This window comes from Thermobifida fusca NBRC 14071 = JCM 3263 (genome assembly GCF_001592045.1).
GTDB classification, from domain to species: domain Bacteria; phylum Actinomycetota; class Actinomycetes; order Streptosporangiales; family Streptosporangiaceae; genus Thermobifida; species Thermobifida fusca.
This window is the reverse complement of the sequence record NZ_BCWB01000005.1, coordinates 79,086-100,451: the sequence shown is the minus strand read 5'-3', so window position 1 is coordinate 100,451 and position 21,366 is coordinate 79,086. Positions and strand designations below refer to the sequence as shown.

Annotated in this window: 16 protein-coding genes and 1 CRISPR repeat array; of the genes, 9 read left to right on the top strand and 7 right to left on the bottom strand. The window is 66.4% G+C overall.

All coding sequences use genetic code 11. The features are described from left to right. Window positions 1–32: 32 nt before the first annotated feature. Window positions 33–1,470: direct repeats of the CRISPR family, unit length 29 nt; unit sequence CGGTCCATCCCCACGTGCGTGGGGCTCAC. An 836-nt stretch (window positions 1,471–2,306) separates the two neighbouring features. The 7 genes from TF1_RS01070 (at window position 2,307) to TF1_RS16220 (ending at window position 7,343) form a co-directional block, all read left to right on the top strand. Beyond that, window positions 2,307–2,885 carry an NADPH-dependent FMN reductase gene (locus TF1_RS01070; RefSeq protein ID WP_011291762.1) on the top strand — a complete coding sequence of 193 codons (579 nt, stop codon included), beginning with the start codon at window positions 2,307–2,309 and terminating at the stop codon, window positions 2,883–2,885. Between the two features lie 395 nt (window positions 2,886–3,280). After that, window positions 3,281–3,574, top strand: coding sequence for a hypothetical protein (locus tag TF1_RS15680; RefSeq protein ID WP_081430407.1), 294 nt, complete (start codon window positions 3,281–3,283; stop codon window positions 3,572–3,574). Then, the gene (locus tag TF1_RS01065) at window positions 3,543–5,051 is read left to right on the top strand and encodes a sensor histidine kinase (RefSeq protein WP_394296558.1); all 1,509 of its coding nucleotides are present in this window, start codon (window positions 3,543–3,545) and stop codon (window positions 5,049–5,051) included. Before TF1_RS15680 ends, TF1_RS01065 begins: the two co-directional genes overlap by 32 nt. Continuing rightward, complete coding sequence (locus TF1_RS01060; protein WP_061783533.1) at window positions 5,036–5,695, top strand: response regulator transcription factor; 660 nt, start codon at window positions 5,036–5,038, stop codon at window positions 5,693–5,695. The genes TF1_RS01065 and TF1_RS01060 overlap by 16 nt, the downstream gene beginning before the upstream one ends. 60 nt (window positions 5,696–5,755) lie before the next feature. After that, window positions 5,756–6,349 carry a DUF4956 domain-containing protein gene (locus TF1_RS01055; protein WP_370492582.1) on the top strand — a complete coding sequence of 198 codons (594 nt, stop codon included), beginning with the start codon at window positions 5,756–5,758 and terminating at the stop codon, window positions 6,347–6,349. Next, window positions 6,346–7,101 carry a polyphosphate polymerase domain-containing protein gene (locus tag TF1_RS01050; RefSeq protein ID WP_061783532.1) on the top strand — a complete coding sequence of 252 codons (756 nt, stop codon included), beginning with the start codon at window positions 6,346–6,348 and terminating at the stop codon, window positions 7,099–7,101. The genes TF1_RS01055 and TF1_RS01050 overlap by 4 nt, the downstream gene beginning before the upstream one ends. A gap of 83 nt (window positions 7,102–7,184) precedes the next feature. After that, window positions 7,185–7,343: a hypothetical protein gene (locus TF1_RS16220; RefSeq protein ID WP_169803302.1), complete on the top strand. Its 159-nt coding sequence runs from the start codon at window positions 7,185–7,187 to the stop codon at window positions 7,341–7,343. Window positions 7,344–7,346: 3 nt separating this feature from the next. Here TF1_RS16220 and TF1_RS01045 read toward each other — a convergent pair whose 3' ends face one another. The 3 genes from TF1_RS01045 to TF1_RS01035 all read right to left on the bottom strand — a co-directional run bounded on the left by TF1_RS01045 (window position 7,347) and on the right by TF1_RS01035 (window position 10,518). Then, a complete protein-coding gene (locus tag TF1_RS01045; protein ID WP_011291767.1) occupies window positions 7,347–8,234 on the bottom strand; it encodes an alpha/beta fold hydrolase in 888 nt (295 codons plus the stop codon). Between the two features lie 201 nt (window positions 8,235–8,435). Further along, window positions 8,436–9,269, bottom strand: coding sequence for an RNA polymerase sigma factor SigF (locus tag TF1_RS01040; protein WP_104612988.1), 834 nt, complete (start codon window positions 9,267–9,269; stop codon window positions 8,436–8,438). Between the two features lie 370 nt (window positions 9,270–9,639). Next, entirely contained in the window at window positions 9,640–10,518 is an 879-nt protein-coding gene (locus TF1_RS01035) for a sulfotransferase (protein ID WP_011291769.1), read from the bottom strand. Between the two features lie 195 nt (window positions 10,519–10,713). Here TF1_RS01035 and TF1_RS01030 point away from each other — a divergent pair, with 195 nt between their 5' ends. Then, window positions 10,714–11,484, top strand: coding sequence for an SIR2 family NAD-dependent protein deacylase (locus TF1_RS01030; RefSeq protein WP_061783531.1), 771 nt, complete (start codon window positions 10,714–10,716; stop codon window positions 11,482–11,484). Between the two features lie 297 nt (window positions 11,485–11,781). Here TF1_RS01030 and TF1_RS01025 read toward each other — a convergent pair whose 3' ends face one another. After that, a complete protein-coding gene (locus TF1_RS01025; RefSeq protein ID WP_255266120.1) occupies window positions 11,782–14,715 on the bottom strand; it encodes an NACHT N-terminal helical domain 7-containing protein in 2,934 nt (977 codons plus the stop codon). 192 nt (window positions 14,716–14,907) lie between these two features. Then, window positions 14,908–18,090 (bottom strand): NACHT domain-containing protein, encoded by a 3,183-nt coding sequence (locus tag TF1_RS01020; RefSeq protein ID WP_061783529.1) that lies wholly within the window; start codon window positions 18,088–18,090, stop codon window positions 14,908–14,910. A gap of 126 nt (window positions 18,091–18,216) precedes the next feature. Between TF1_RS01020 and TF1_RS01015 the strand changes: the two genes are divergently transcribed. Beyond that, window positions 18,217–18,579, top strand: a complete 363-nt coding sequence (locus tag TF1_RS01015; protein ID WP_011291774.1) for a VOC family protein — start codon at window positions 18,217–18,219, stop codon at window positions 18,577–18,579. Window positions 18,580–18,801: 222 nt separating this feature from the next. Here the strand turns inward: TF1_RS01015 and TF1_RS01010 are convergent, their stop codons facing one another. Together TF1_RS01010 and TF1_RS01005 are read right to left on the bottom strand one after the other, a co-directional pair. Next, the gene (locus TF1_RS01010; protein WP_038043641.1) at window positions 18,802–19,476 is read right to left on the bottom strand and encodes a uracil-DNA glycosylase; all 675 of its coding nucleotides are present in this window, start codon (window positions 19,474–19,476) and stop codon (window positions 18,802–18,804) included. A gap of 62 nt (window positions 19,477–19,538) precedes the next feature. Beyond that, entirely contained in the window at window positions 19,539–21,125 is a 1,587-nt protein-coding gene (locus TF1_RS01005; protein WP_016188597.1) for a serine/threonine-protein kinase, read from the bottom strand. Window positions 21,126–21,366: the final 241 nt, after the last annotated feature.

Here is a 21,366-nt window from a genome sequence, read left to right as displayed (position 1 = left end):
AATCCGGGCCGCTGGTTCCCGGAAGACGAAGTCGGTCCATCCCCACGTGCGTGGGGCTCACGTGGGACCTTAGATCATCATTTTTGATGAAATCGGTCCATCCCCACGTGCGTGGGGCTCACGACTGGGGGATCCCACGGTGAGACTCCGGTGACCGGTCCATCCCCACGTGCGTGGGGCTCACGGCCGGGCGGGGGCGTTTGTGTTTTCAGGCCGCTGGTCCATCCCCACGTGCGTGGGGCTCACCCCCTGGCCGGGCCGCTGGCCGTAGACATGATCGGTCCATCCCCACGTGCGTGGGGCTCACGCACGGCCGCACCGTGGCCAGCGCCGACCAGAGCGGTCCATCCCCACGTGCGTGGGGCTCACGGGCCCGAGCCGAGCAGTCATTTCAAGTTCTCCGGTCCATCCCCACGTGCGTGGGGCTCACGTCTGCGGCGGAATCGAACATTTCCGCTAACGCGGTCCATCCCCACGTGCGTGGGGCTCACGTCCGCCGCTCATGCGGGGTAATGGCCTGCTGCGGTCCATCCCCACGTGCGTGGGGCTCACGATAAACAGCGCACGGCAGAGATCCTTCAGGAACGGTCCATCCCCACGTGCGTGGGGCTCACCTCGATGTCGCCCTGCACGGGGTCGTCGAGGTCGGTCCATCCCCACGTGCGTGGGGCTCACAGCTTGCCGTCAAAGCGCTGCGTTCGGTGAGGCGGTCCATCCCCACGTGCGTGGGGCTCACGGGTCGGCAGATCAACCTGCAGTCCTAGGCCGCGGTCCATCCCCACGTGCGTGGGGCTCACATCGTCACGGTGATCCAAATGATTCTGATGATCGGTCCATCCCCACGTGCGTGGGGCTCACCGAGTCCGGCATCCCCTCCAAAACCGTGGCCTCGGTCCATCCCCACGTGCGTGGGGCTCACACGCTGACGATGGGCGCATCCAAGTCGATGGGCGGTCCATCCCCACGTGCGTGGGGCTCACTGGCGTCACTCACCCCTCGTCGTCGTCGAGCGCGGTCCATCCCCACGTGCGTGGGGCTCACCCTACAAGGTCACCCTACGTAACAGCACCATCCGGTCCATCCCCACGTGCGTGGGGCTCACGCTTCCCTACCCTCTAGAGGTGGCGCTAGCGCCGGTCCATCCCCACGTGCGTGGGGCTCACGTGCCGTTGACCTGCCCATCCGGAGAATCCCGCGGTCCATCCCCACGTGCGTGGGGCTCACGGATCGCCGCTGACCTGCGGCACCGGATAGAGACGGTCCATCCCCACGTGCGTGGGGCTCACTCGTAGCCGGATTTTGGAGGTCTCAGCATCTGCGGTCCATCCCCACGTGCGTGGGGCTCACGCCGCGGCGAACCTCGGCGGCGACCTCCAGCAGCGGTCCATCCCCACGTGCGTGGGGCTCACGCCGGCAATCTCGGCCGCTTCTTTGCCGTACTCGGTCCATCCCCACGTGCGTGGGGCTCACCGAAGATGACCTGCAATTTTGCGAGGCGTTATCTCCTCGTTATCTGGATTGTGGGCAGCTTCGCTGCACACAACACTCTAGACCGTTTTCCCGAGCATCGTCCCCTCAATGGTGACATGAGGGCCGCCTGAATAACCGGGCCACACCACATGACTCCGCGGCCCCACCGTCAACCCGAACCCCGACACTTCTGGACAGCCATGCTGGACCCACCAGGCATGAGCCTGTTCGAACTTCTTCCACAGCCCGCAAGGACTTCCCCGCGCGATCCGCTCCAAGCAGACGCGTGTCCATGAGGGGGAGGGCCGACAGCCACACTGCCATACCACTCGCAGTAATCCGCGGTACGTACCGCCAGTGCGGATTGACGGCGCCGACGACTGTCTTCCTTGCCATGGGGCAGGTACGAGCGTCGTCAGCGAACTCGAAGAGAGCCGTCGGCCACGTCATGTGGGGGGGATATAGGCAATGGCTCCTTGAGGTGAAGTCATTTCTTGTTTTGGGGAAACATTCCTGTCGAATTTAAAACTGACAACAGTAGCGGCGTGTGTTGTTGCTGGTACGTGCCTAGTGGCAACGGTCGAAGCCCGGCGTAAAGAACAAATATTTGTTGACGCTGCCCGCCGAGTCTTACTCCATGGATTTCTGGGACGGGAGCGCGTCAGTTGCAGTATCAATGGGCTTTCGGTCTGTCGCTTTTTGTGCGGGGCGTGTCGACCAACGTCTTTGAACAAAGATTTGTTTTACGGGGGTAGGGAGTGGAAAGCACCGAACACCTCTGCCGAGGCACTCAGCGGGGAAGCGAGCCGGAACCCCGAGACACCTGAGGAGACAGCGTGACTGCACACGGCACACCAGACCACCAACCACTGCGCATCGTCACCGTCGTCGGCAGCCCCAGGGCTGGTTCCCGCACTCGCCTCGCCGCGGAAAGCCTTGCCAACGCGCTTGCTACCACCCTTGCAGAGAGCGGAACACCTGCGGAGACCGCGCCAACCATCGACCTGGCGGAATTGGCGTCAGGCCTCCTGGTTCCCTGGTCGCTGTCCGCGGAGGCTGCTGAAGCGGTGGCGACCGTGCAATCGTCCACCATCCTCCTGCTCGCCACCCCCACCTTCAAGGGGAGCATCACGGGCATCCTCAAACTCCTGCTCGACACCATCCCCTCCGGTGGCTTGGAGGGAGTGGTGGCGATTCCGGTGGCCATCGCGGGCGCACCCGCCCACCGCCACTTGGCAGAGATCGCCCTCCGCCCGATCCTCGCTGAACTCGGCGCTGCGACCCCAGTGCCGTCCTTCCTGCTCCTCGAGGAAGAACTAGGCGACGTGCAGTCCGCGGCGGACGACTACGCGACCGCCCACGCGCCAGTGGCCGCTGCGGTCGCACAGGCGCTGGCTGTGCGCCGAAAAGAGTGACCGCAGCCGCACGACACCACCCCGTAGCGGTGCGGTCCCAGCGTCCTCACGCAACAGACCACCAGCATCCCTGTTCCCTGTGCCCGCTGTGACGCCGACAGCGGGCACACCATTGTCCTCGGGAAAACCAGGCGTTCCCGCACTCCAACACAGTCCGCACCTAGGCATGCCGCTCCCGCTTCGCCTTCGAACCGCCATCCAACATCGTCTGCGCATGGCATCCCCGCGCTGACGGTTTTGTGCTGCCGTCAATCCCGGCGTGTCGGAAGCCACCGTGTCACAATCGGCCACAACCCGGGGAAAGACCCCTAAGGCCCGTCCTCACCTGCGAGGATGAAAAAAGCCTCATCTCTGTTTCATGGTGGTTCAAGGCATGCGCACCACGATAGGCAGACATGAAAGCCATATACCGAGGTGTCCTCCTCGCGTGTTTTTCCTTCATCGTGGTGTGGGCTGTGATTGCGGCCTTGCTGTGGCTGAGATCCAGTGCCGAACCACCGCCGCAACCACCCGGCCAGGTTGTCGTGGGCGAATCCGCGCCCTCCCGCAGTGTCTCGCCCGCCCCGGAACCGTCGCCGCCACAGTCAGTGGAAGCAACCAAAGACGACGTGGTAGCACCTCCCCCCGCCGTCACCGATGACGACGATGACGACGATGATGATGACGACGGCGACGACGATGACGACTGAACCCGCCCAGCCGCGCCGCCCATTCCGCATCCCCGCCCGGGTGCGGATCATGGCGTGGGTCGTCCTCCTGATGGCCGCGGTGCTGGTCTTGGTGAACTTCATCGTCTGGCAAACCCTGGAAACCGAGGTCAGCGAACGGGTTGACCGGGCACTCGACCAGGAGATCGCCGAGTTCGAAGAGTTCGCTGCCGCAGGCGTGGACCCCCGCACCGGCGCAAGCTTTACTGACCTCGACACCCTGTTCCGCGCCCACTTGAGCCGCCAATACCCCGACCGGCACGAGATCATCTTCGGCTACGTCGACGACGTCCCCGATGCCACCGTGCCTACCGGTCGTGTCCGTCAAGGACAAGAGCCCCTCTTCGACGTCTCCGCGGACCCGGCTGCTTTGGCCGACATCCTCACCGCACCCACGGGGCGCGGCACCGTGGACACCCCTGAAGGTGCGCTGCGCTGGGCCAAAATCCGCGTCAGCCCGCCCGAGGGGGTGGACGCACCCGAAGGATGGTTTGTCACCGGCTACTTCGTCGACGCCGACCGGGAAGAGGTCCACCGGTTCCTGCGTCTCCTCCTGCTGGTCAGTGCAGCCGGGCTTGTTGCTGCGGGCAGCGCCGCCTGGTGGGTTGCTGGACGCATCCTCGCCCCGGTGCGTCTCATCCGCCAAACCGCCGCGCAGATCACTGAAGAAGACCTCACCCGCCGGATCGACGTCACCGGCAACGACGACATCACCGCGCTCGCTGAACAGTTCAACGCCATGCTCGACCGGCTAGAGGAAGCGTTCTCCACCCAGCGGCGCTTCGTGGACGACGCCAGCCACGAACTCCGCACCCCTATCACCATCGTGCGCGGCCACCTGGAACTGATGGGGGACGATCCGGACGAGCGCCGCGAAGTCGTGCGGCTGGTCACCGACGAACTGGACCGCATGGCCCGCATCGTGGAAGACCTCCTCGTGCTTGCTCAAGCGCAACGCCCCGACTTCCTCCGCGTGGAAGACGTTTCTCTCGCCGAGTTGACCAGTGACATCGACGCTAAAGTGCGTGCCCTGGGCGACCGGGACTGGCGGCTCGACGAGATCGGGGAAGGCATCATCCGTGTCGACCCGCAGCGCATCACCCAAGCCATGGTGCAGCTCGCCAGTAATGCGGTCCGCCACAGCAGCTCGGGGGACACGATCGTCCTCGGCTCTTCCCTGACCGACGACGGCGGCCGCCGGACCGTCCGCCTGTGGGTTCGCGACTTCGGCCCCGGTATCGCCCCCGAAGACCAGGAGCGCATCTTCGAACGGTTCGCCCGCGCCGGCAGTCCGCGCGCTCACCGTCCCGGCGCCGGGTTGGGGCTCGCTATCGTCCGCGCGATCGCGGAAGCCCACCGCGGCACAGTCCACCTGGACTCGGCGCTGGGACGCGGCTCGACGTTCACCCTCATCCTCCCCGTGGATGAAAGGAGCACGGGCATATGGCACGCATCCTGATCGTCGAAGATGAAGACCGCATCGCCTCGTTCGTCCGCAAAGGGTTGAACGCGAACGGGTTCACCAGCACCGTGGTGGACCGCGCGGGCGCCGCCATCGACTATGCGCTCACCGGCAATTTCGACCTCATGGTTCTTGACCTGGGCCTGCCGGACGCTGACGGGTTCACGGTGCTGCGCCGGCTGCGTGAGGAAGGCAGCCAGCTGCCGATCATCATCCTCACTGCTCGCGACAGTGTGCGGGACACGGTGACCGGTCTGGAAACCGGTGCCGACGACTACATGACTAAACCGTTCCGCTTCGAAGAACTCCTTGCCCGTATCCGGTTGCGTATGCGGAGCGCGCACAACGCGGAAACAACCGTGCTCCACGCCGGTGACCTCGCCCTTGATCTGCGCACCCGCCGCGCCTCCACCCCTGAGGCCACTGTCGACTTGACGGCCCGCGAGTTCGCCCTGTTGGAACTGTTCCTCCGCCACCCAGGCCAGGTGCTGTCCCGCCAGCAGATTCTCTCCCACGTGTGGGGCTACGACTACGACCCCGGCTCCAACGTGGTCGACGTGTTCATCCGCGCGTTGCGGAAGAAGATCGGCGCCCACCGGATCGAAACCCTCCGCGGCATGGGATACCGGCTTGGCGGTTGATGAAAAACTCCTCATCAACCGCTCATGATCAATTCACGGCGGGTGCTCAGCATCGGAGCCATGAACATCTGGTTTGCGCTCGCTGTCGACTTGGTGGCCGTCGTCTTGCTCAGCTATGGCCTCTACTTTCGCCGTCACGGACGCCGGGATCTGCTGTTCGCTTTCATCGCCCTCAATGTGGGAGTGTTTGCGGCGATGGCGGCGATGATGACCGTCGGAGTGGGCCTTGCGGTGGGCTTTGGACTGTTCGGGGTGCTGTCGATCATCCGGTTGCGGTCGGACGCGGTCACCCAGACCGAGGTTGCCTACTACTTCACCGCGCTTGCGTTGGGACTGGTCGGCGCGCTGGGCCGGGAAATCCCCGTGATGGCAGTGAGCCTCACTGTTGTCCTGTTGGTCGCGGTGTTTGTTGCCGACCATCCGCGGATGCTGGCCCGCACCCGCAGGCAGACGGTCACTTTGGACGTGGTGCACCGCAACCCGGAGATGCTCCGCGCCGACTTGGAGCACCGCCTCGGCGGGAAAGTGAGCGCACTCACCGTCCTGGAAGTGGACTATGTCCGCGACCTCATGGTGGTGGACGTGCGGTTCCACGCCACCGGCTCCGAAGCGAAGCGGGAAACGTCCCGTCTGGTGGAAGAGGTGGCGCGGTGACGGCGGTGGCTGACGCGGCCGCGCTGCGTCCGCTGTCTCTTGTCGAGGTCAACGCTTTGGCGTCGCTGACTTTGCGCTCCTGCCGTAAATACGTGGTCCCTGCCCGGTTGCTGCCGGTTCTCGTCGGCCACCTGGCGCACGACTTCGGGGTGCTGTGCGAGGAGGGGCGTACCGCGTTCCGCTACTCTTCCACCTATTTCGACACGCCTGACCTGGTGACGTTCCGCCAGCACCGGCAGCAGCGGCGCCGCCGGTTCAAGATCCGCACCCGCAGCTACCTGGACTCGGGGCTGACCATGCTGGAAGTCAAGCTGAAAGGCGCCCGGGGGGTGACGGACAAGCGGCGCACCCCGCACGACGGGCGTCCGGACGAGTTGACGCCTGCCGCCGCCCGTTTTCTGGGCGAGGTGCTGTACGACTACGGGGCCGCAGTCCCGCGGCCCCTCACCGCTGTGGCGGTCACCGACTACCAGCGCACCACCCTGGTGGCGTTGTCCGGGACGGAACGCATTACCTGCGACACGGGGCTTGTGTGTTGGCATGCCGGGCAGGAGGTGCGGATGCGGGACGACGTGGTCTTGCTGGAGGTGAAGACCCGCCGTGGGATCACCGCGACAGAACGGCTGCTGCACTGCCACGGGGTGCGCGCGGTGAGTTTCAGCAAGTATGCGGCGGCTATAGCCGTGGTCAACCCGGTGATGGGTGCCAACCGGTGGAGCCGGGTGCTGCGCTCGTGCTTTTCCGGTTATTAGCCTTCCGCCGGGGCGCCGCGGCAGAGGGCGGGGAAAGGCCGGGGTTAGCGGGAATCTGGGCGGGCCGCATTTAGGATGGCCTCATGGGAGCACTCGGAATTCCGGAACTCGCTGTCCTCGTCCTGATCATGGCGGTGCCGGCCGCTATTTTCCTGGCTGGTGTCGTGTTCACGGTCCGTATTGCCCGCCATGGCGCCCCGGCGGTTCTTGCCCGGGCCCGGCGCCGCCGCGACATCCGCTGACCTCTATCCGGTTGCGGGTTCAGCGTCGAACGCGGTGACGAGCTGCCGGATCGCGTCGACCAGTTCCAGCGGGCGGTCGAACATCAGGTGGTGGTAGCCGCCGGGGATTTCGAGGTAGGAGGAGGAAGGGCGCTGCGGGCCGCCTTTCACGAAAGCCGCCAGCCGTTCCCGGTCCTCTGCGGACACCACGCCGTGTTCGGCGATGATCACCCCGAACGGGCAGCGCACCCGGTCCATGCCCGCCCCCAGGTCCGCGGGGCGGTCCGCCTGCCCGTCCGCGAAGATCCGCGGGTCGAACTTGAACGTCCACCCGTCTCCCGTGTCGGTGACACTGTGTTCGCCGACGTGGCGGACGAGACGCGGTTCGGCTGTCGGCTGTTCGGGAAGCGGCCGGAACCGGGCTACGGCCTCCTCCCGGGTGGCGTAGCGGCGGTGCCGCCCGTAGGTGCGGTGGGCGCTGCCGCCCCGGTGGTGGAGCGGTGCGTCGACCGCGATCGCTCCTGCCAGGTCAGCGTCTGGCTGCTGGGCGGCGAACATGGTCACCATGCCGCCCATGGAATGGCCGATGAGCACGGGCCGGGTAGTGGACGCTACCGCGTGGGCCACGGCGAGCGCTTCGTGTGCCCATAACGCGAAACGGTATTCGTCGCGGCGGCCGCTGTCGCCGTGGCCGGACAAGTCCACGGCGACCACCCGGTGGGTGTCGGCAAGCAGTGGGGCGGTGAAACTCCACCACCATGCGTGTGCGGCGCCGCCGTGCAGGAAAACCAGCGGCTGCCGGTCCGGGTCGCCCCACGACAGCCAGGAAATGTCACAGCCCGCTACCCGAGTGCTTCCCTTGTCGGGTTGCCTTGTGAGCGCCTCGGCCACCGGTCCCGGAAGCTCCGACATTGCCACCCCTGTTGCGGTCCATCCGTGTAGGCCCGCTGTCTGGATCTCCCACGCCACGGGAATCCGAACAGCGTTCGGATGAAACGATAGCCATTGGCGTTTCCGGGACGCACAGCGCCTCGGCAGATGACAGGGGCGGCCCTGCCGCGGGGACATCCGCACCCGGATGTCCCACGGCGCAGACCAGGCGGCCGCAGCAGCTTAGGAGAGGAGCTCGCGGCGCAGCTGCCGCAGGGTCTGCGACAGCAGGCGGGACACGTGCATCTGGGACAGGCCCACGTCAGCAGCGATCTCGCTCTGTGTCTTATTGCCGAAGAACCGCAGCAGGATCACGCGGCGTTCCCGCTCCGGCAGTCGGTCCAACGCGTCTTTCAGCGACGTCTTGTCGACCACGGTCTCCAAGTCGCCGTCGGCCACCCCCAGCGTGTCGCCGAGCGCGGACTCGTCCTCGGTGTCACCGAACGGCGTATCCAAGGAGAGCGCACTGTAGGCCGAGGACGCGTCGATCAGTTCGATCGCGGACTCGAGGTCCATTTCCAAAGCGTCCGCGATCTCCCGGGTGGTGGGAGTGCGTCCGTGTTTCTGGGTGAACTCGGCGATCACCCGGTTGAGTTCGCTGCGCCGCTCCTGGTGTACGCGCGGCACGCGCACCGCCCACGTCGTGTCCCGGAAGTGCCGTTTCAACTCGCCGGTGACCATGGGCAGCAGGTAGGCGACAAACGGTTTGCCATAGGACGGGTCGAAGCCTTTGATGGCTTTCATCAGGCCGAGCATGCCGACCTGGTAGAGGTCGTCCATGGGTTCGCCGCGGTTGCGGTAGCGGCGCGCCTCACGGCGGACGAGCGGCATGTACAGCCGTACCAGTTCGTCACGGATCCGCGCACTGGTCTCCTCATCGTCCTGATGGTCGGCCAGTGCGGCCAACAGCCGCTCCGCCTGTCCAGTGGGGCGGGACTGGGGCGCAGGGGGTCGAACCACCCCACCGCGCCGGTGGGCGGGGCTACGGCGGCGTGCCGTTGTGCTGTTGGTGGTCATGTCGACCTCCTCATCGCGGGCTTGGTTCAGCAGGACCGCTCCGACGGCGGCCCCGGTGAGAGGGCCGGTGCCGCTGTCCTCCCGATGAGGCACAGCCTCGGCGGAGCGGACAAGACCGCCTTATCCGTACCTGTCACTCGCCATGCCCCCAGCATCAGGTCACAAACACATCACAAGGACAAGTCTGGTGAAGTGGGAGATATCGCCCGTAACGGAAGGCGGAATCCCGGTGTCTGCGCTGCTCACCACGGCACTCCACCCCGCTTGAGGCGTGCCGTGACAACCGTCACCCCACGGCCAAGCCCACGGCGAGCACCGGTGCGCAGCGAAGAAAACACGATGCGGCCCGCCCGCCGACGGCCGCCGCAGGTCACAGGTAGCCGAGCCGACTCAACTCGGGGCGGGCCGTCGCCACCACGTCGGCGCGCTGCTGGGAGTCCAACCGGGTCCGCCACGACCCGGTGCCGTCATCGTCCGTGCGTACCAGCGCCACGGCCGACACCCGCGCGTCCACAAACTCCGACAAGCGTTGGGCGACCTCGATCTCTTTGCCAGGAATCTCCTCGTAGCGCACGGTCATCAACCGGTCCGTGGACAGTTCCGCGCGCAGCCGAGCCGACAACCGCACCGCGCTGCGCCACCGCAGCGCACACTTGGCCGCCAACGACAGGTTCGGATACTCCTCCCGCTCCTCCTCCGTCTCCACCCCAAAAAACGGGTGGGGGAACTCCTCGTCCACGTTGGCGATTCCGGGACGAAGCCACGCAAGCTGACTCTCATCGTCCAACATGTCCGCGACCACGTCCCGCCCGTCCCGGATCACCTGGATGAACACGGCATCGCTGAACGCCCGCGCCAGTGCGGTGGCGCTGTACAGCAGGTCCGGGCCCGCATCCCCGTAACGGTGGGCTTCCGCGGCATGCCGGCACGGCTCCACCGCCTCCCGCGGGGACACCGCCAACCCGCGGCAGCGGACACACGTGGCGGGGGTGAGAATCCACGACTCCGCCAACGCGTCCCGCAGCAAGACAGCGGTCCCCGACTCTCGGGTATGCACCATCGACGGCTGTCGCGCCACGGCATGCACCGCCTCCATCACCGTGGGATGGCCCCCGCCCACGTAAAACCCGGGAACACTGCGCAACGCGCGGGCAATGAGATCCACCCCGGAGTGGGGTGCGCCCAACACGAAGACGGGACGCTGAATCTTCGTCCCGTTGACCATGAGAATGTGCGGCGGCTGTTTCATATGGGGCCTGATTTTGTCATGTTTGGGATGTTTGGCGGAGCGGTGTCCCCAAGCAGCCCACTGTGGCACGAGCACGGCCTGGCCGCGACTAGGGTGGGATCGGCATACCCGCACCAGACCATCACCGGGCCTCGGTTTGACCCCCAGCCGAGGCCACCGAACCGCGCGGTCCCACTCGACACGAAGGGGAAAGCCGTGGCTGCCACCGTGAACATCAGCGACGTCGGACAATGGCTCGCCGAAAGCGAGCGGACGACGGTGCTCACCGGGGCCGGGATCTCCACTGCCTCAGGCATCCCCGACTTCCGGGGACCTCAAGGCCTGTGGACCCGCAACCCGGGGGCCGCCGCCATGTTCGACATCGACATCTACCGCTCCGACGTCAACGTGCGGCGCGAAGTATGGCGGATGCGCCGCGACAGTCCCGCACTCACCGCGGAACCCAACGACGCCCACCGGGCCCTCGTCGACCTGGACCGGACCGGGCGGCTGCTCGCCGTCATCACCCAGAACATCGACGGCCTGCACCAGAAAGCCGGGCTAGCCCCCGAACGCGTCCTCGAAGTGCATGGCACCATCCACGAAGTGGAATGCCTGTCGTGCGGCCGGCGCGTCCCCACCCCCGACGTGCTCGCCCGCCTCGACGAAGAATCCGACCCCCGCTGCCTCGCCTGCGGCGGCATCCAGAAAGCCGCCACGATCTCCTTCGGGCAGCGTCTCGACCCGGACGTGTTGGACGCCGCCATCACCGCTGCTAAAGACTGCGACCTGTTCCTCACCGTCGGCACCTCGCTCACCGTCCACCCGGTGGCGGGCCTGTGCGACATCGCCCGCGAACACGGCGCCCGACTCGTGATCATCAACGCCGAACCCACCCCCTACGACGAGGTGGCCGACGCTGTCCTCCGCGACCCCGTGGAAACCGTCCTCCCGGAGCTCGTCCAGCGAGCAGTATCCACCGCCTGACCTCGCCCCGGGCATGGTGACGGCCCCGGGAAGCGGCTTCCCGGGGCCGTCACCACGCCCGCGACCTACAGGTCGACGTCGAAGAGGATCTCCAAGGTTTCCTCAACGATCTCCTCGGTGTCGCCTTCGACCACGGCTTCAGCGAGCTCGAACACGTCCTCGGGGTCCACGGCATCCTCTTTCTCGGCGATCCCACACAGTGACGTATCAGAAATAGCAGCGGCCGCTCCCACGCCACTACCGTCCGGAAGAACTATTTCCCCACGCTCACCGACCGTGACCGGGATGGGACTCGGGTCACCAGCGGCCCGCCAGCACGTCACGGATCGCCGTCACATGCTCGTTGTGCTCCTCCGCCAACCGGCGCACCGACGCCCGCGCACTCCGTGCCACCCCCACCGGGCGTACATACCGGGCCACGAGCGGCACCAGACGCGCTCCCAACCGGTGGGTGTGCCCCCGCAACTGCCGTAGCAGGAACACGATGAACCGCAGCCGGTTATCAGAATCCAGCATGGCCGCCAAAGAGAACGCCCGATCGTAGTAGGACACCAAGTCCTCGTCCGACGTCTCCGCCGCGGTGAACGCCAACGCCAGCACCGCGTACGCGTCCGACACCTCCCCGGCAGCACGGGCCGTCACATCCCCGCCGAACAAACGGATCAGCGGGGACAAGGCGTGCAGCAACTGCTGGGTGCCGCTGTCCGCCAGCAGCGCCGCATCCCGCGCCACCTCACCCAGATAGGTCTGCGCCCCCGGATCCGGGTCAAGCGGCAGCCCTTCACAGGGGTAGACGACCAGCCCGCCACGGCTGTCCTCGTGCACGCGCAGCGACTCCGCCAGACTGGCCCACTGCTCCGGCGGCAACTGGGACCGCCACAGGTGCGCCAGCGACCGCCACCGCCGCACCGCGCCCGCCCCGAACAGCTCCCGCAGCGGCACCGCCCCGCCGTGCACCCCCATGAGCACCAGCAGCAGGTTCGCGGTGTAGATCGCGTCCCGGCATGCCGCCCCCAACTCAACAGGACGGTAGCCGCCGTAGTGCGCCTCCCGCCGGTGCCGTCCCGCCTCCCGCAACAGCTCAGCCAAGACCAGCCGCAGCTCGTCACGGACATGCGGGGCCAGCAACCGCAACCGGTCCGCAAGGAACCGGAGCACCTCCCCGGACACGGACAGCGGCGTAAATGACAGCAGGGCGTACAGGAACGAGTCGTCCACCGGCGCGGGACGGATCGACCGCAACTCCCGCATCCGCGCCTCAGCCAGCTCCGCCAGCTCTTCAGCGACGAGCCGCGCCACCAGGTAGTCGCCGAGCACCGGGTCGGTGAACGCCAACCCGGTCGGCGCCCCCTCCGCCGGAGGAGTCTCCCCTACACACGGCAACCGCAGCGGATCCAACGGCCGCGCATAGTGGGGCGGCCACCGCACCAGCGCGTCCCGGTCCGCGGCCACCGTCGCCCCGTCCACCACCTCACCGCCCCGGTGGAACAGCGACAATGCGAGCAACGACGCGGTGAGCAGTGCCTGTTCGATCCGCCCCGACCGGACTTCCGGGTCGCTTTCCGCTTCCGCGGGCCGCTCGGTCGCCACCGGATCCGCCCGGTCCGTGGAGTCGGCGAGCATACGCAGCCACCGCTCATACAACGCGGTTTCGCGCAGCGGCGCATTCACCCGGCGCAACGCGTTACCCACCCCGTCGTAGAGGGCCAACATCAGCAGGAACAGGGGACGCCGCGCCAACGGGAAGTGCGCCTCCACCGTCTCCCAGTCCAAAGACGCCACCCCGTGGTGGTGGAAGTAGCTGGAGTTCACCCGATTCCAGATCGACAACCAGGTGGCGAGCTGCGCGTCAGTGAAATCCTCCAACCGCAGCACCACGCTCCCCAACGGGAACCGCATCCGTGCCGCCGTCGAGTCACGGCAGGTCACCACCACCGCCACCGGGTCCGGGCCCGCGGCACGCTCCCGCTGGAACCGCGTCACACCGGCCAACAGGTCGCTGCGGGACGCCAACGACCGGGTGGTGACCTCCTCCAACCCGTCGAGGATCAGCACCGGCAGCGCATCACAGTTGCCGCCCCCGGCCGCCGCCAACGCTTCAGCGAACCGGTCCGCCAGCACCCGGTCGTACCCGTCGGCGGGCAGGTTGCGGCCGCTGACCCGCACCGCCGTGAAATCGCTGTCGGGCAGCCGCGCCGCCAGCACCGACGCCAACGCGGACTTCCCGGACCCCGGCGGCCCCACCACGATGAGCGGATGGGTGAGAGCCCGGGGGGACGTGACATACCCGAGCAGGAATTCCGCGAGATCGTCGCGGACTTCGGTGTGCTCCTCCCACCACGCCGCATCGTGGGGACGCGCGTGCGCGGTGATCTCAGTGACCCGGAAACACGGGTTGATGTAGGAGATGGACAGCGGGGGGATATGGGTGCCGCCCGTGTGCCGGACCGGCGGCACGTTGAGCCGCTCCTCGTGGGCGCGGGCCAGTGCGCCCCGCACCGCGCTCGGCACCCGCCCCGTGCTGATCGACTGCAACCGGTGCTGCAACCGGGACAGCCCTATAGGCACGTCCGTCACCGATGTGCGAGCCCGGACCATCGACAAGCTCGCCCACGCCCCGAACTCGGGGAAGCTCGCAGCGAGCTTGTCCCGCAGTTCTTCATAGCGGCGCACACACCGGTCTGCGAGCGAAGCACCGAGCCGTTCCGTAATCGCTCTGCGCTGCGACTCGTCGAGCTCCTCCCACAGCGGCATGCCGCGCAGCACCGACGGCAACTGTTTGCAGCGGCGCAGGTAGAAGCGGCGCACCCGGGCCCGCCCGTCGGCGGTGCTGCGCTGCGGGCGGGGGAGCGGCGGCGCGGACGCCACCAGCAGCGCCACGAACTCGCCGAGCCGTTTGCGGTCCGCTACGCCTGCGGCAGCGTCGTCCAGCCCGTTGTCCAACCGGAACGGGAGTTCTGTGTCGTCGAGGGATTCGAAGAACGCGGTGACGACGATAGCGCTGTGCGCGGCGGCAATGTAGCGGGTGCGCTCCACCCGGGTGAGCAGGTGGGCTTCCCGGTCCAAGCGGTTGAGTGCCTGGTGGGTGAACCCTACGAGTTCGGTGCGCGCGGCGAGAAGGTCAGTGGCTTCGTCAGCAACAAGTTGGTCGATCAACTCGACCACGTCCGGATCGTCGGCACCCAAAAGCCGGATCGCATCGCAGTATCGGACGGGTTCGCGCAATGCCACCACCGAAGTTCGCCAAAGTGCCCGGCACCGCAGAACGGCTGCCGGCAGCAGGCTACCGAGTCCCGGCAACCATCATGGCCCTCCATAGGGGCCGCCCGGGGCTTTTTAGGATTTTTCGTGATAACGGAACGGGTACGAGACGGTGAAGAGCTATTGCGAGCGTCGTTGCAATAGCGTTTTCGGATATCGCTACTAGCTAGTAGCAAGGTCTAAGATCCGGTCGATGACCGAAGGGTCGTTCAGATGAGGGCGGAGCGTCTCCAATACCGGCTCGAGGAGTTTCCGTTTGGGCATGACCTTTTCAACGCGGTGCAAGTGGGCCTCGATGATCACACGCAAGTTTTGGTAAACCTCCCGAAACACGGGATCTGTGGTCGCATCCTGTATGGCAGCGAGTTCTTCCCCAGCCTGGCGTAGGGCTGCCCATTCGTGGCGGCCTAGTACAAATCCCCTGCTGAGGGACCACTCCAAGATCCGCTGGTAGCGGAAGAGTCGGCTTGCAGCGGTCTCCGGGACCCCACAAGGGCCCAGCCGGAGTTCGAGGATGTCGCTGCTCGGCATCCACGAGACCGGAATAGGAAGGTGAGCGTCTTCAGCTTCTTCCTCGTCAGGATCCGAGTAGACAGCTTCCTCCATAGCCCAGGTTCCTATGGTGGATCCCCCATGCTCCAAATAGGGGCCCACCATGAGCACCAGGCGTGCCGACCACCCCTGCATGAGGAGGCTTACAGAGCGCAGCATGCGCGAAGTCTCATTGGGGTAGGGCACCGTGAGCCGGTACGGGTTAGTGATCTCCAACCGTCCGCTGGCGTTGACCCGCAGCTCGAAGCCCACGCATTCGCCGACATTCACGGGTGTCCGCTGTTCTCGGCAGAGCAAGGCACGCGGCGTCTCGTCCTCACCCCAGTGCCCCAGGTGACGCATCCGTACCGTGTCCAACAAGCCGTACCAGTCATCACCGGGCAGGGAGCGCCACGTTCCGACCAGTTCTCGCCAGGGCAGCCAGGGAGGCCCGGAGTCAGGAAACAGTTCGGACAGGTCAATCTCGTCGGCGATGAGCACAAGCAGAGTGACGAGGTTAGCGGTGTAGGCAGCAAGACGGTGCGTGATGGTCGCCTTAAAGGGCTGGTAATCCCGCTTCGGGAAGGGACGCGGATAAGGAGCCTCCCGGAACATGTCCACCAACAGGGAGCGGTATGCGGCGCGTTCCCGGGCATCGGCGGCTTTCACAGCGAGCAGTTCCGCGGCAGATTCAACGATGGCTGCGCGTCCCGCGAGTGCGGCAAACGAGGTGAAGGCGTAGAAGAGGAAGTCGCTGTTCTCCGGGAGCGGGGCGCGCCTACGCGCGTAGTAGGCGCGGTCCTCGACCAAGCGGGCGAGTTCATTGACGACGGCCCGCGCGACCAGGTGCTCCCCGAACGTGGCGTGGAGGAACTCGTAGACGCTGCGAGTATCTCCCTGTTGAATGGCGCGTGCTTCGTGTACGAAGAAGAACCGGCCCAGGACTTGATGAGACGTCGTGATATGACCGCTTAATCCAGTTTCTTCGGCATGGACCCCGGCTCCGGGAAACAGTGCTGCCAGGTCGGCTTCCAATTGCTCGGCACTCACCCACTGCTGGTGGCGAGCGAACATTGCGATGGCCACGACTTCGAGGCTGCGCAGTTCATCTTCGACAGCCTGAGCCAACTCCTCTCCGTACAGGTGAGGATGGTGTTTGCGGACCTCGCGTTCCGCAAATGAAGTCAGGAGCTTCTCATAGAGGCCTGCCCGACCTAGGTCGGCAGTCTCCCGCTGGAGTGCGTTCGCATCGGCGTCGAAGATCAGCAGCATGAAGAGCAGCAGCGGCTGCTCCGCAAGGTCTCGGTAGCGCAGCAGACTGTCGGCAGTGATCGGGTGCAAGCCCCGCTCGGCTAGCGCGGCAGTATTGGCCCGATTCCAGACGTCTGTCAGATGGGCGATCTGCGCGTCGGTGAACGGCTCCAGACGAATCACCGGTATCCCGAAGGGGAAGCGGGTGCGTTCAGCTACCACGGTTCGGCTAGTGACGATCACAGCAACGGGACGACCCAGGTCGGCTTGGTGCTCCTGGAAGCGTTGCACCTGTTCGAGGTAGTCGGACCGGTTGACCCCGGTGGCTTGGAGGAGTTCGTCGAAGCCGTCGAGGATCACCACGGGCAGCGCATCCTGGGCTTCGTCGGCCAGATCCCGCCATGAGGTGCGGGCGTGCAAGGTTGCGGAGATTCCCTCGTCGATCTGGGTGTGGATGGGAGCATCAGCGGGAACCGAGCGCAGTTCCACGCGCAACGGCAGGAAGTTCCCGAGCGGCAGCCGAGCAGCAAGCATCCGGGTGAGCTGTGACTTGCCTGCCCCGGGATGGCCGAGTAGAACGATCGGCCGCAGCAGGCATTCGCGCTGGGTGAGCAGCGACGCCAACAGGGGCTGCAAGTTGTCGTATCGGGTGGCTTCGTGCCACCACGCCTCAGACGAAGGGGTGGCGTTCTCGTCGGTGAATCGGAGAAGACCTCCCAGGTCCAGGTAGGCGTCGCGCACCGATGGCAGAACGACCCCATTGGGGGCTTCACTGGCGTCGAGTATTGGTTTGTCCAGTATCGCCTGGTAGAGGTTTTCCAGTTCGGTAAGTCGGCGTCGACTCCGGGATGTCGTCAGTTTCTGGAGTATTTGGGCTAGTTCATCCAGTCCGGTGCTGATTTCCGTAATCTGCTCCTGGGTTTTCTCATGAGCAGAAAAATTGGCCCACACCCCGAATTCCGGAACGTCCGCGGCGAGCTTTCGGTACAGCTCGATATGGCGGCGGCACGCTCGCGAAGGGAGTTCTTCCAGAGTCTCAGTGACGCGAGTGCGTTCAGCGTCGTCGAGACGATCCCACACCTCGAGTCCGCGGAGGAACAGAAGGAGGACGCCTGCGGCCTTACGGTAAGGCGTGGCCAGCTCAGGGCCGCCCGACGCTGGAGGCAGCGTCGGCGTGTCCTGCTCGATCCCGCGCAGCACATCGGAGAACAGGCGGTACTGCTCGTCCCGGGTGAAACGCAGGTCCCGCAGCGTGAACGGGCAATGGTGCTGCTCCAGGAGCTCCGCTAACGCGTTGAAGAACGCGGTGATCCGCAGGATCAGGTCAGCGGCGGCGACACGTTCGGTGCGGTCCCACCGGCTGACCCCGGTGAGTTTCTCCCGGATGCCGGTTATGGCGTTTTGGCCGTGTCGGATCAGGCGATCGTGCAACCCCAGCACGTCTGGGACACCCAGCGCGCTCAGGGTCCCTTTGGTGAGTGCTTCTCCTAATTCCCCGAGGGACGAGCCGTCTTCCCCGCCGAGGATCCGCAGGGCGTCGGCATAGGAGAGGGTTTTCTTCACTACGATGCTGCCTTCCGACGATGGCGTGGGAGGGGCTCTCTATTGTGGCGTTTCCGTGACGGTTGCCCAAATTCCATGATGGGCACAAGCTCATGCGGCTGCGTCCACTTTTGGAAGGAAATAGGAATGCGATCGGTGATTCGGGCAGTGACCTTCGACTGCGCTGATCCCTACGCGCTGGCCGAATTCTGGGCGGGAGCGCTGGGCGCCGTGATCGCTCCGGGGAGCAGGCCCGGTGATGCCCGGGTGTGCGTGGACACCCCCGACGGTCAGCCGAAGCTCACGTTTCAGCGGGTACCGGAGAGCAAAATGGTGAAAAACCGACTCCACTTGGATTTGAGTCCGGTGGAAGACGACCGGGACAAGGAGATCAACCGGCTCATCCAATTGGGCGCCACTTTCGTGGTCGACACCCGCACACCCGACGGCGAGGGGACCGTGGTGCTCGCCGACCCTGAAGGCAACGAACTGTGCGTGACCTCCCCCTGACCGGGAACGGGACTCCGCACGTCCCGCACGCGGGGATTCTTGGCGAACCCTGCTGGCCAGGGGGAGGCTGCGGTCCACGGGGCCTGCTTCCGCACGGGCAGAACGTGCCGCCGCGGACCTTCTGCTGTTTCGGCTGGGGTGCGAGGGCAGATCGGGCGGTACCCTTCACTACCCCAGCCAGCAAGGCTTCCTCGCGCCTAGGGCCGCAGCCCTTGGACTCGGCTAGGGCAGCCGCCAGTCCATGGGTTCGGCGCCCTGCTGTTCCAGCAGGGCATTGGCGCGGCTGAACGGGCGGGAACCGAAGAAGCCGTGGTGCGCCGACATGGGGCTGGGGTGGGCGGACTCTACGCACGGCACGTCCGGCATGAGCGGGCGTAGGCTGCGCGCGTCCCGGCCCCACAGGATGGCCACGAGTGGTTTGCCGCGTGCAGCGAGGGCGCGGATCGCCTGGTCGGTGACGGCTTCCCAGCCTTTGCCGCGGTGCGATCCCGGTTTGCGCGGGGTCACGGTCAGCACCCTGTTGAGCAGCAGCACGCCGCGTTCCGCCCACGGGGTGAGGTCCCCGCTGGACGGCATCGGATACCCGAGGTCTTGGGTGTATTCGAGGAAAATGTTGCGCAGGCTGCCCGGCAGGCGGCGCACTTCGGGGGAGACGGAGAAGCTCAGCCCGACAGCGTGCCCCGGCGTGGGGTAGGGGTCCTGGCCGACAAGGAGCACCCGCACTTGGTCGAAAGGCTGCTGGAAGGCGCGCAGCACGTTCTCCCCAGCAGGCAGGTAGGTGCGGCCTTCGGCCACCTCCTGCCGCAGAAAGTCACCCATCTGCGCGATACGGTCGGCCACGGGCTCCAGTGCCTCGGCCCACCCGCTCTCCATGATTTCGTGCAACGGTCGTGGCATGGCGGAAACCATAGCGGCGGGCTAAGACAACAGCGGCGGTTTCGCGCCAAGTCGGACACTGGTCACAGTTCAGTGGTGGAGCGCAGCCAGCGGGTCAGCCGCTGCCGCAGCGGGTGGGGCGGTGGTCGGCCGTCCAGCCGCGTGCTCTCCCTGAACCGGTTGGGGTGGGGCGGCTCCGCGCCAGCCGTCTCTGATGCGAAAGCAGCGGCCACATCCAGGTAGTGGTGGACGATCTGGAGCGCGGGAGTGTGGGCACCAAGCTGCTGCTCTAGTGCGGCGGCGAGATCCCGCAGCAGTTTTTCGGCGCCCGTGAAATCGCCTGCTTCGGCAAGGTCCACGGCGTAAAACAGCCGAGGGTGGAGAAGGCGGGCGGCCTGCGGCCCGTACTGGGCGGTCAGCGCGTCAACGAGTTCGCTGCGGAGGACCGCGGCTTCGGCCCGGCGCCCCGCCTGCTCGGTGGCGGCAGCGAGATGGTGCCGGGCAGCGTACGTTTCCGGGTGGGCATGGCCGTAGATCCGGTCCAGGTCAGCGACGAGAGTGTCGAAGAGGGCGGCGGCCCGCTCCGGGTCCCCGGCTCGGCTGGTGAGGGAAGCGTGGCGACGGCGGGCCTCCAACGTGGCGGGATGGTCAGCCCCGTAGATGGCGGCGAGCTCGCCGAGGAGGGCACCGATCCGCTGCGCTGCTGCAGCGGCCTGCCCCGCTGCAGCGAGACGTTCTGCTTCCACCCAGCTCTGCTCGAGCCGTCGCATCTGGGCCTCCCGCGACGCTGATTCGGTCGGGGAGGCCGCTGAGGCTGGGGGAGAGGTGCCAGACAGGGACAGCAGCCGGTCACGGACCCACAGGGCGTTGTCTGGCCGCTGGCCGGGGTCTTTTGCGAGCAGCATGAGCACGAGCTCCGCGAGTTCCGCTGGCACGTCGGGGCGCAGCTCAGCCGGGTTGGGCGGAGGTTCCGTCAAGTGCATGCGCAGCACCGGCATCGGTTCGGCGGCGTGGAACGGGGGCTGCCCGGTGAGCATGTGGAACAGCACCGCCCCGAAGGAGTACAGGTCGCTGAAGGCCCCCACGGGAAGCATTTGGATCTGCTCGGGCGACACGTACAAGGGGGTGCCGAACGGTTCCCCGGTGGGCGGCAGGGTGCGCTGGTGCAACGCGGCTTCGTGGAATCCCGCGATGCCGAAGTCCACGAGTTTGACGGTGCCTCCGTCAGGGGCGTCCGCGTCCACCACCATGAGGTTGCTGGGTTTGATGTCACGGTGGACCACGCCGACCGCGTGCGCGGCGGCCAGTCCCGCGCACACGTGGGCGCCCCACCGCACCGCTAATTCCACGGGGAGGCGTCCCCGTTCGCGCAGCAGGGCGCTCAACGAGCAGCCGGTGACGAGTTCCATGACCGTGTACACGGTGTCCCCGTCGGTGCCGTAGTCGTAGAGGATGACGATGTTGGGGTGTCCGGCGAGTCGTGCGGTCACTTGCGCTTCCCGGCGGAAGAGGGCGACGGCTTCGTCGTCTACGCTCGCCCCCGGGTGGATGAGTTTGATCGCCACTGTGCGGCCTAGCCGTTCGTCGTGGCCGCGCCAGACTTCTCCCATGCCTCCAGAGCCCAGTCGTTCGACGAGCCGGTAGCGGCCGTCTAGTACCTGCCCTGTCACGTCAGCCCTCCAGCGGGAGCCTGCGGGGTGTGCTCAACCTATTCAGTCAGATCCGACGGGCGGGCCGTGTGTTCGGTGCCGCACCCCGGTTACTGGGGAGTCGGTGTGCCGTCGTCGGGACATGCCAGGACTACTGTGACACTCGAGATAGGTTCAAAAGCGTCCGGAATTGGTAGCAAAACGCTCCTGCCTGGCTGCAGGGCGGAAGGGGAAGTTGAGGTGGCGTGGCGCCGTCTCCTGC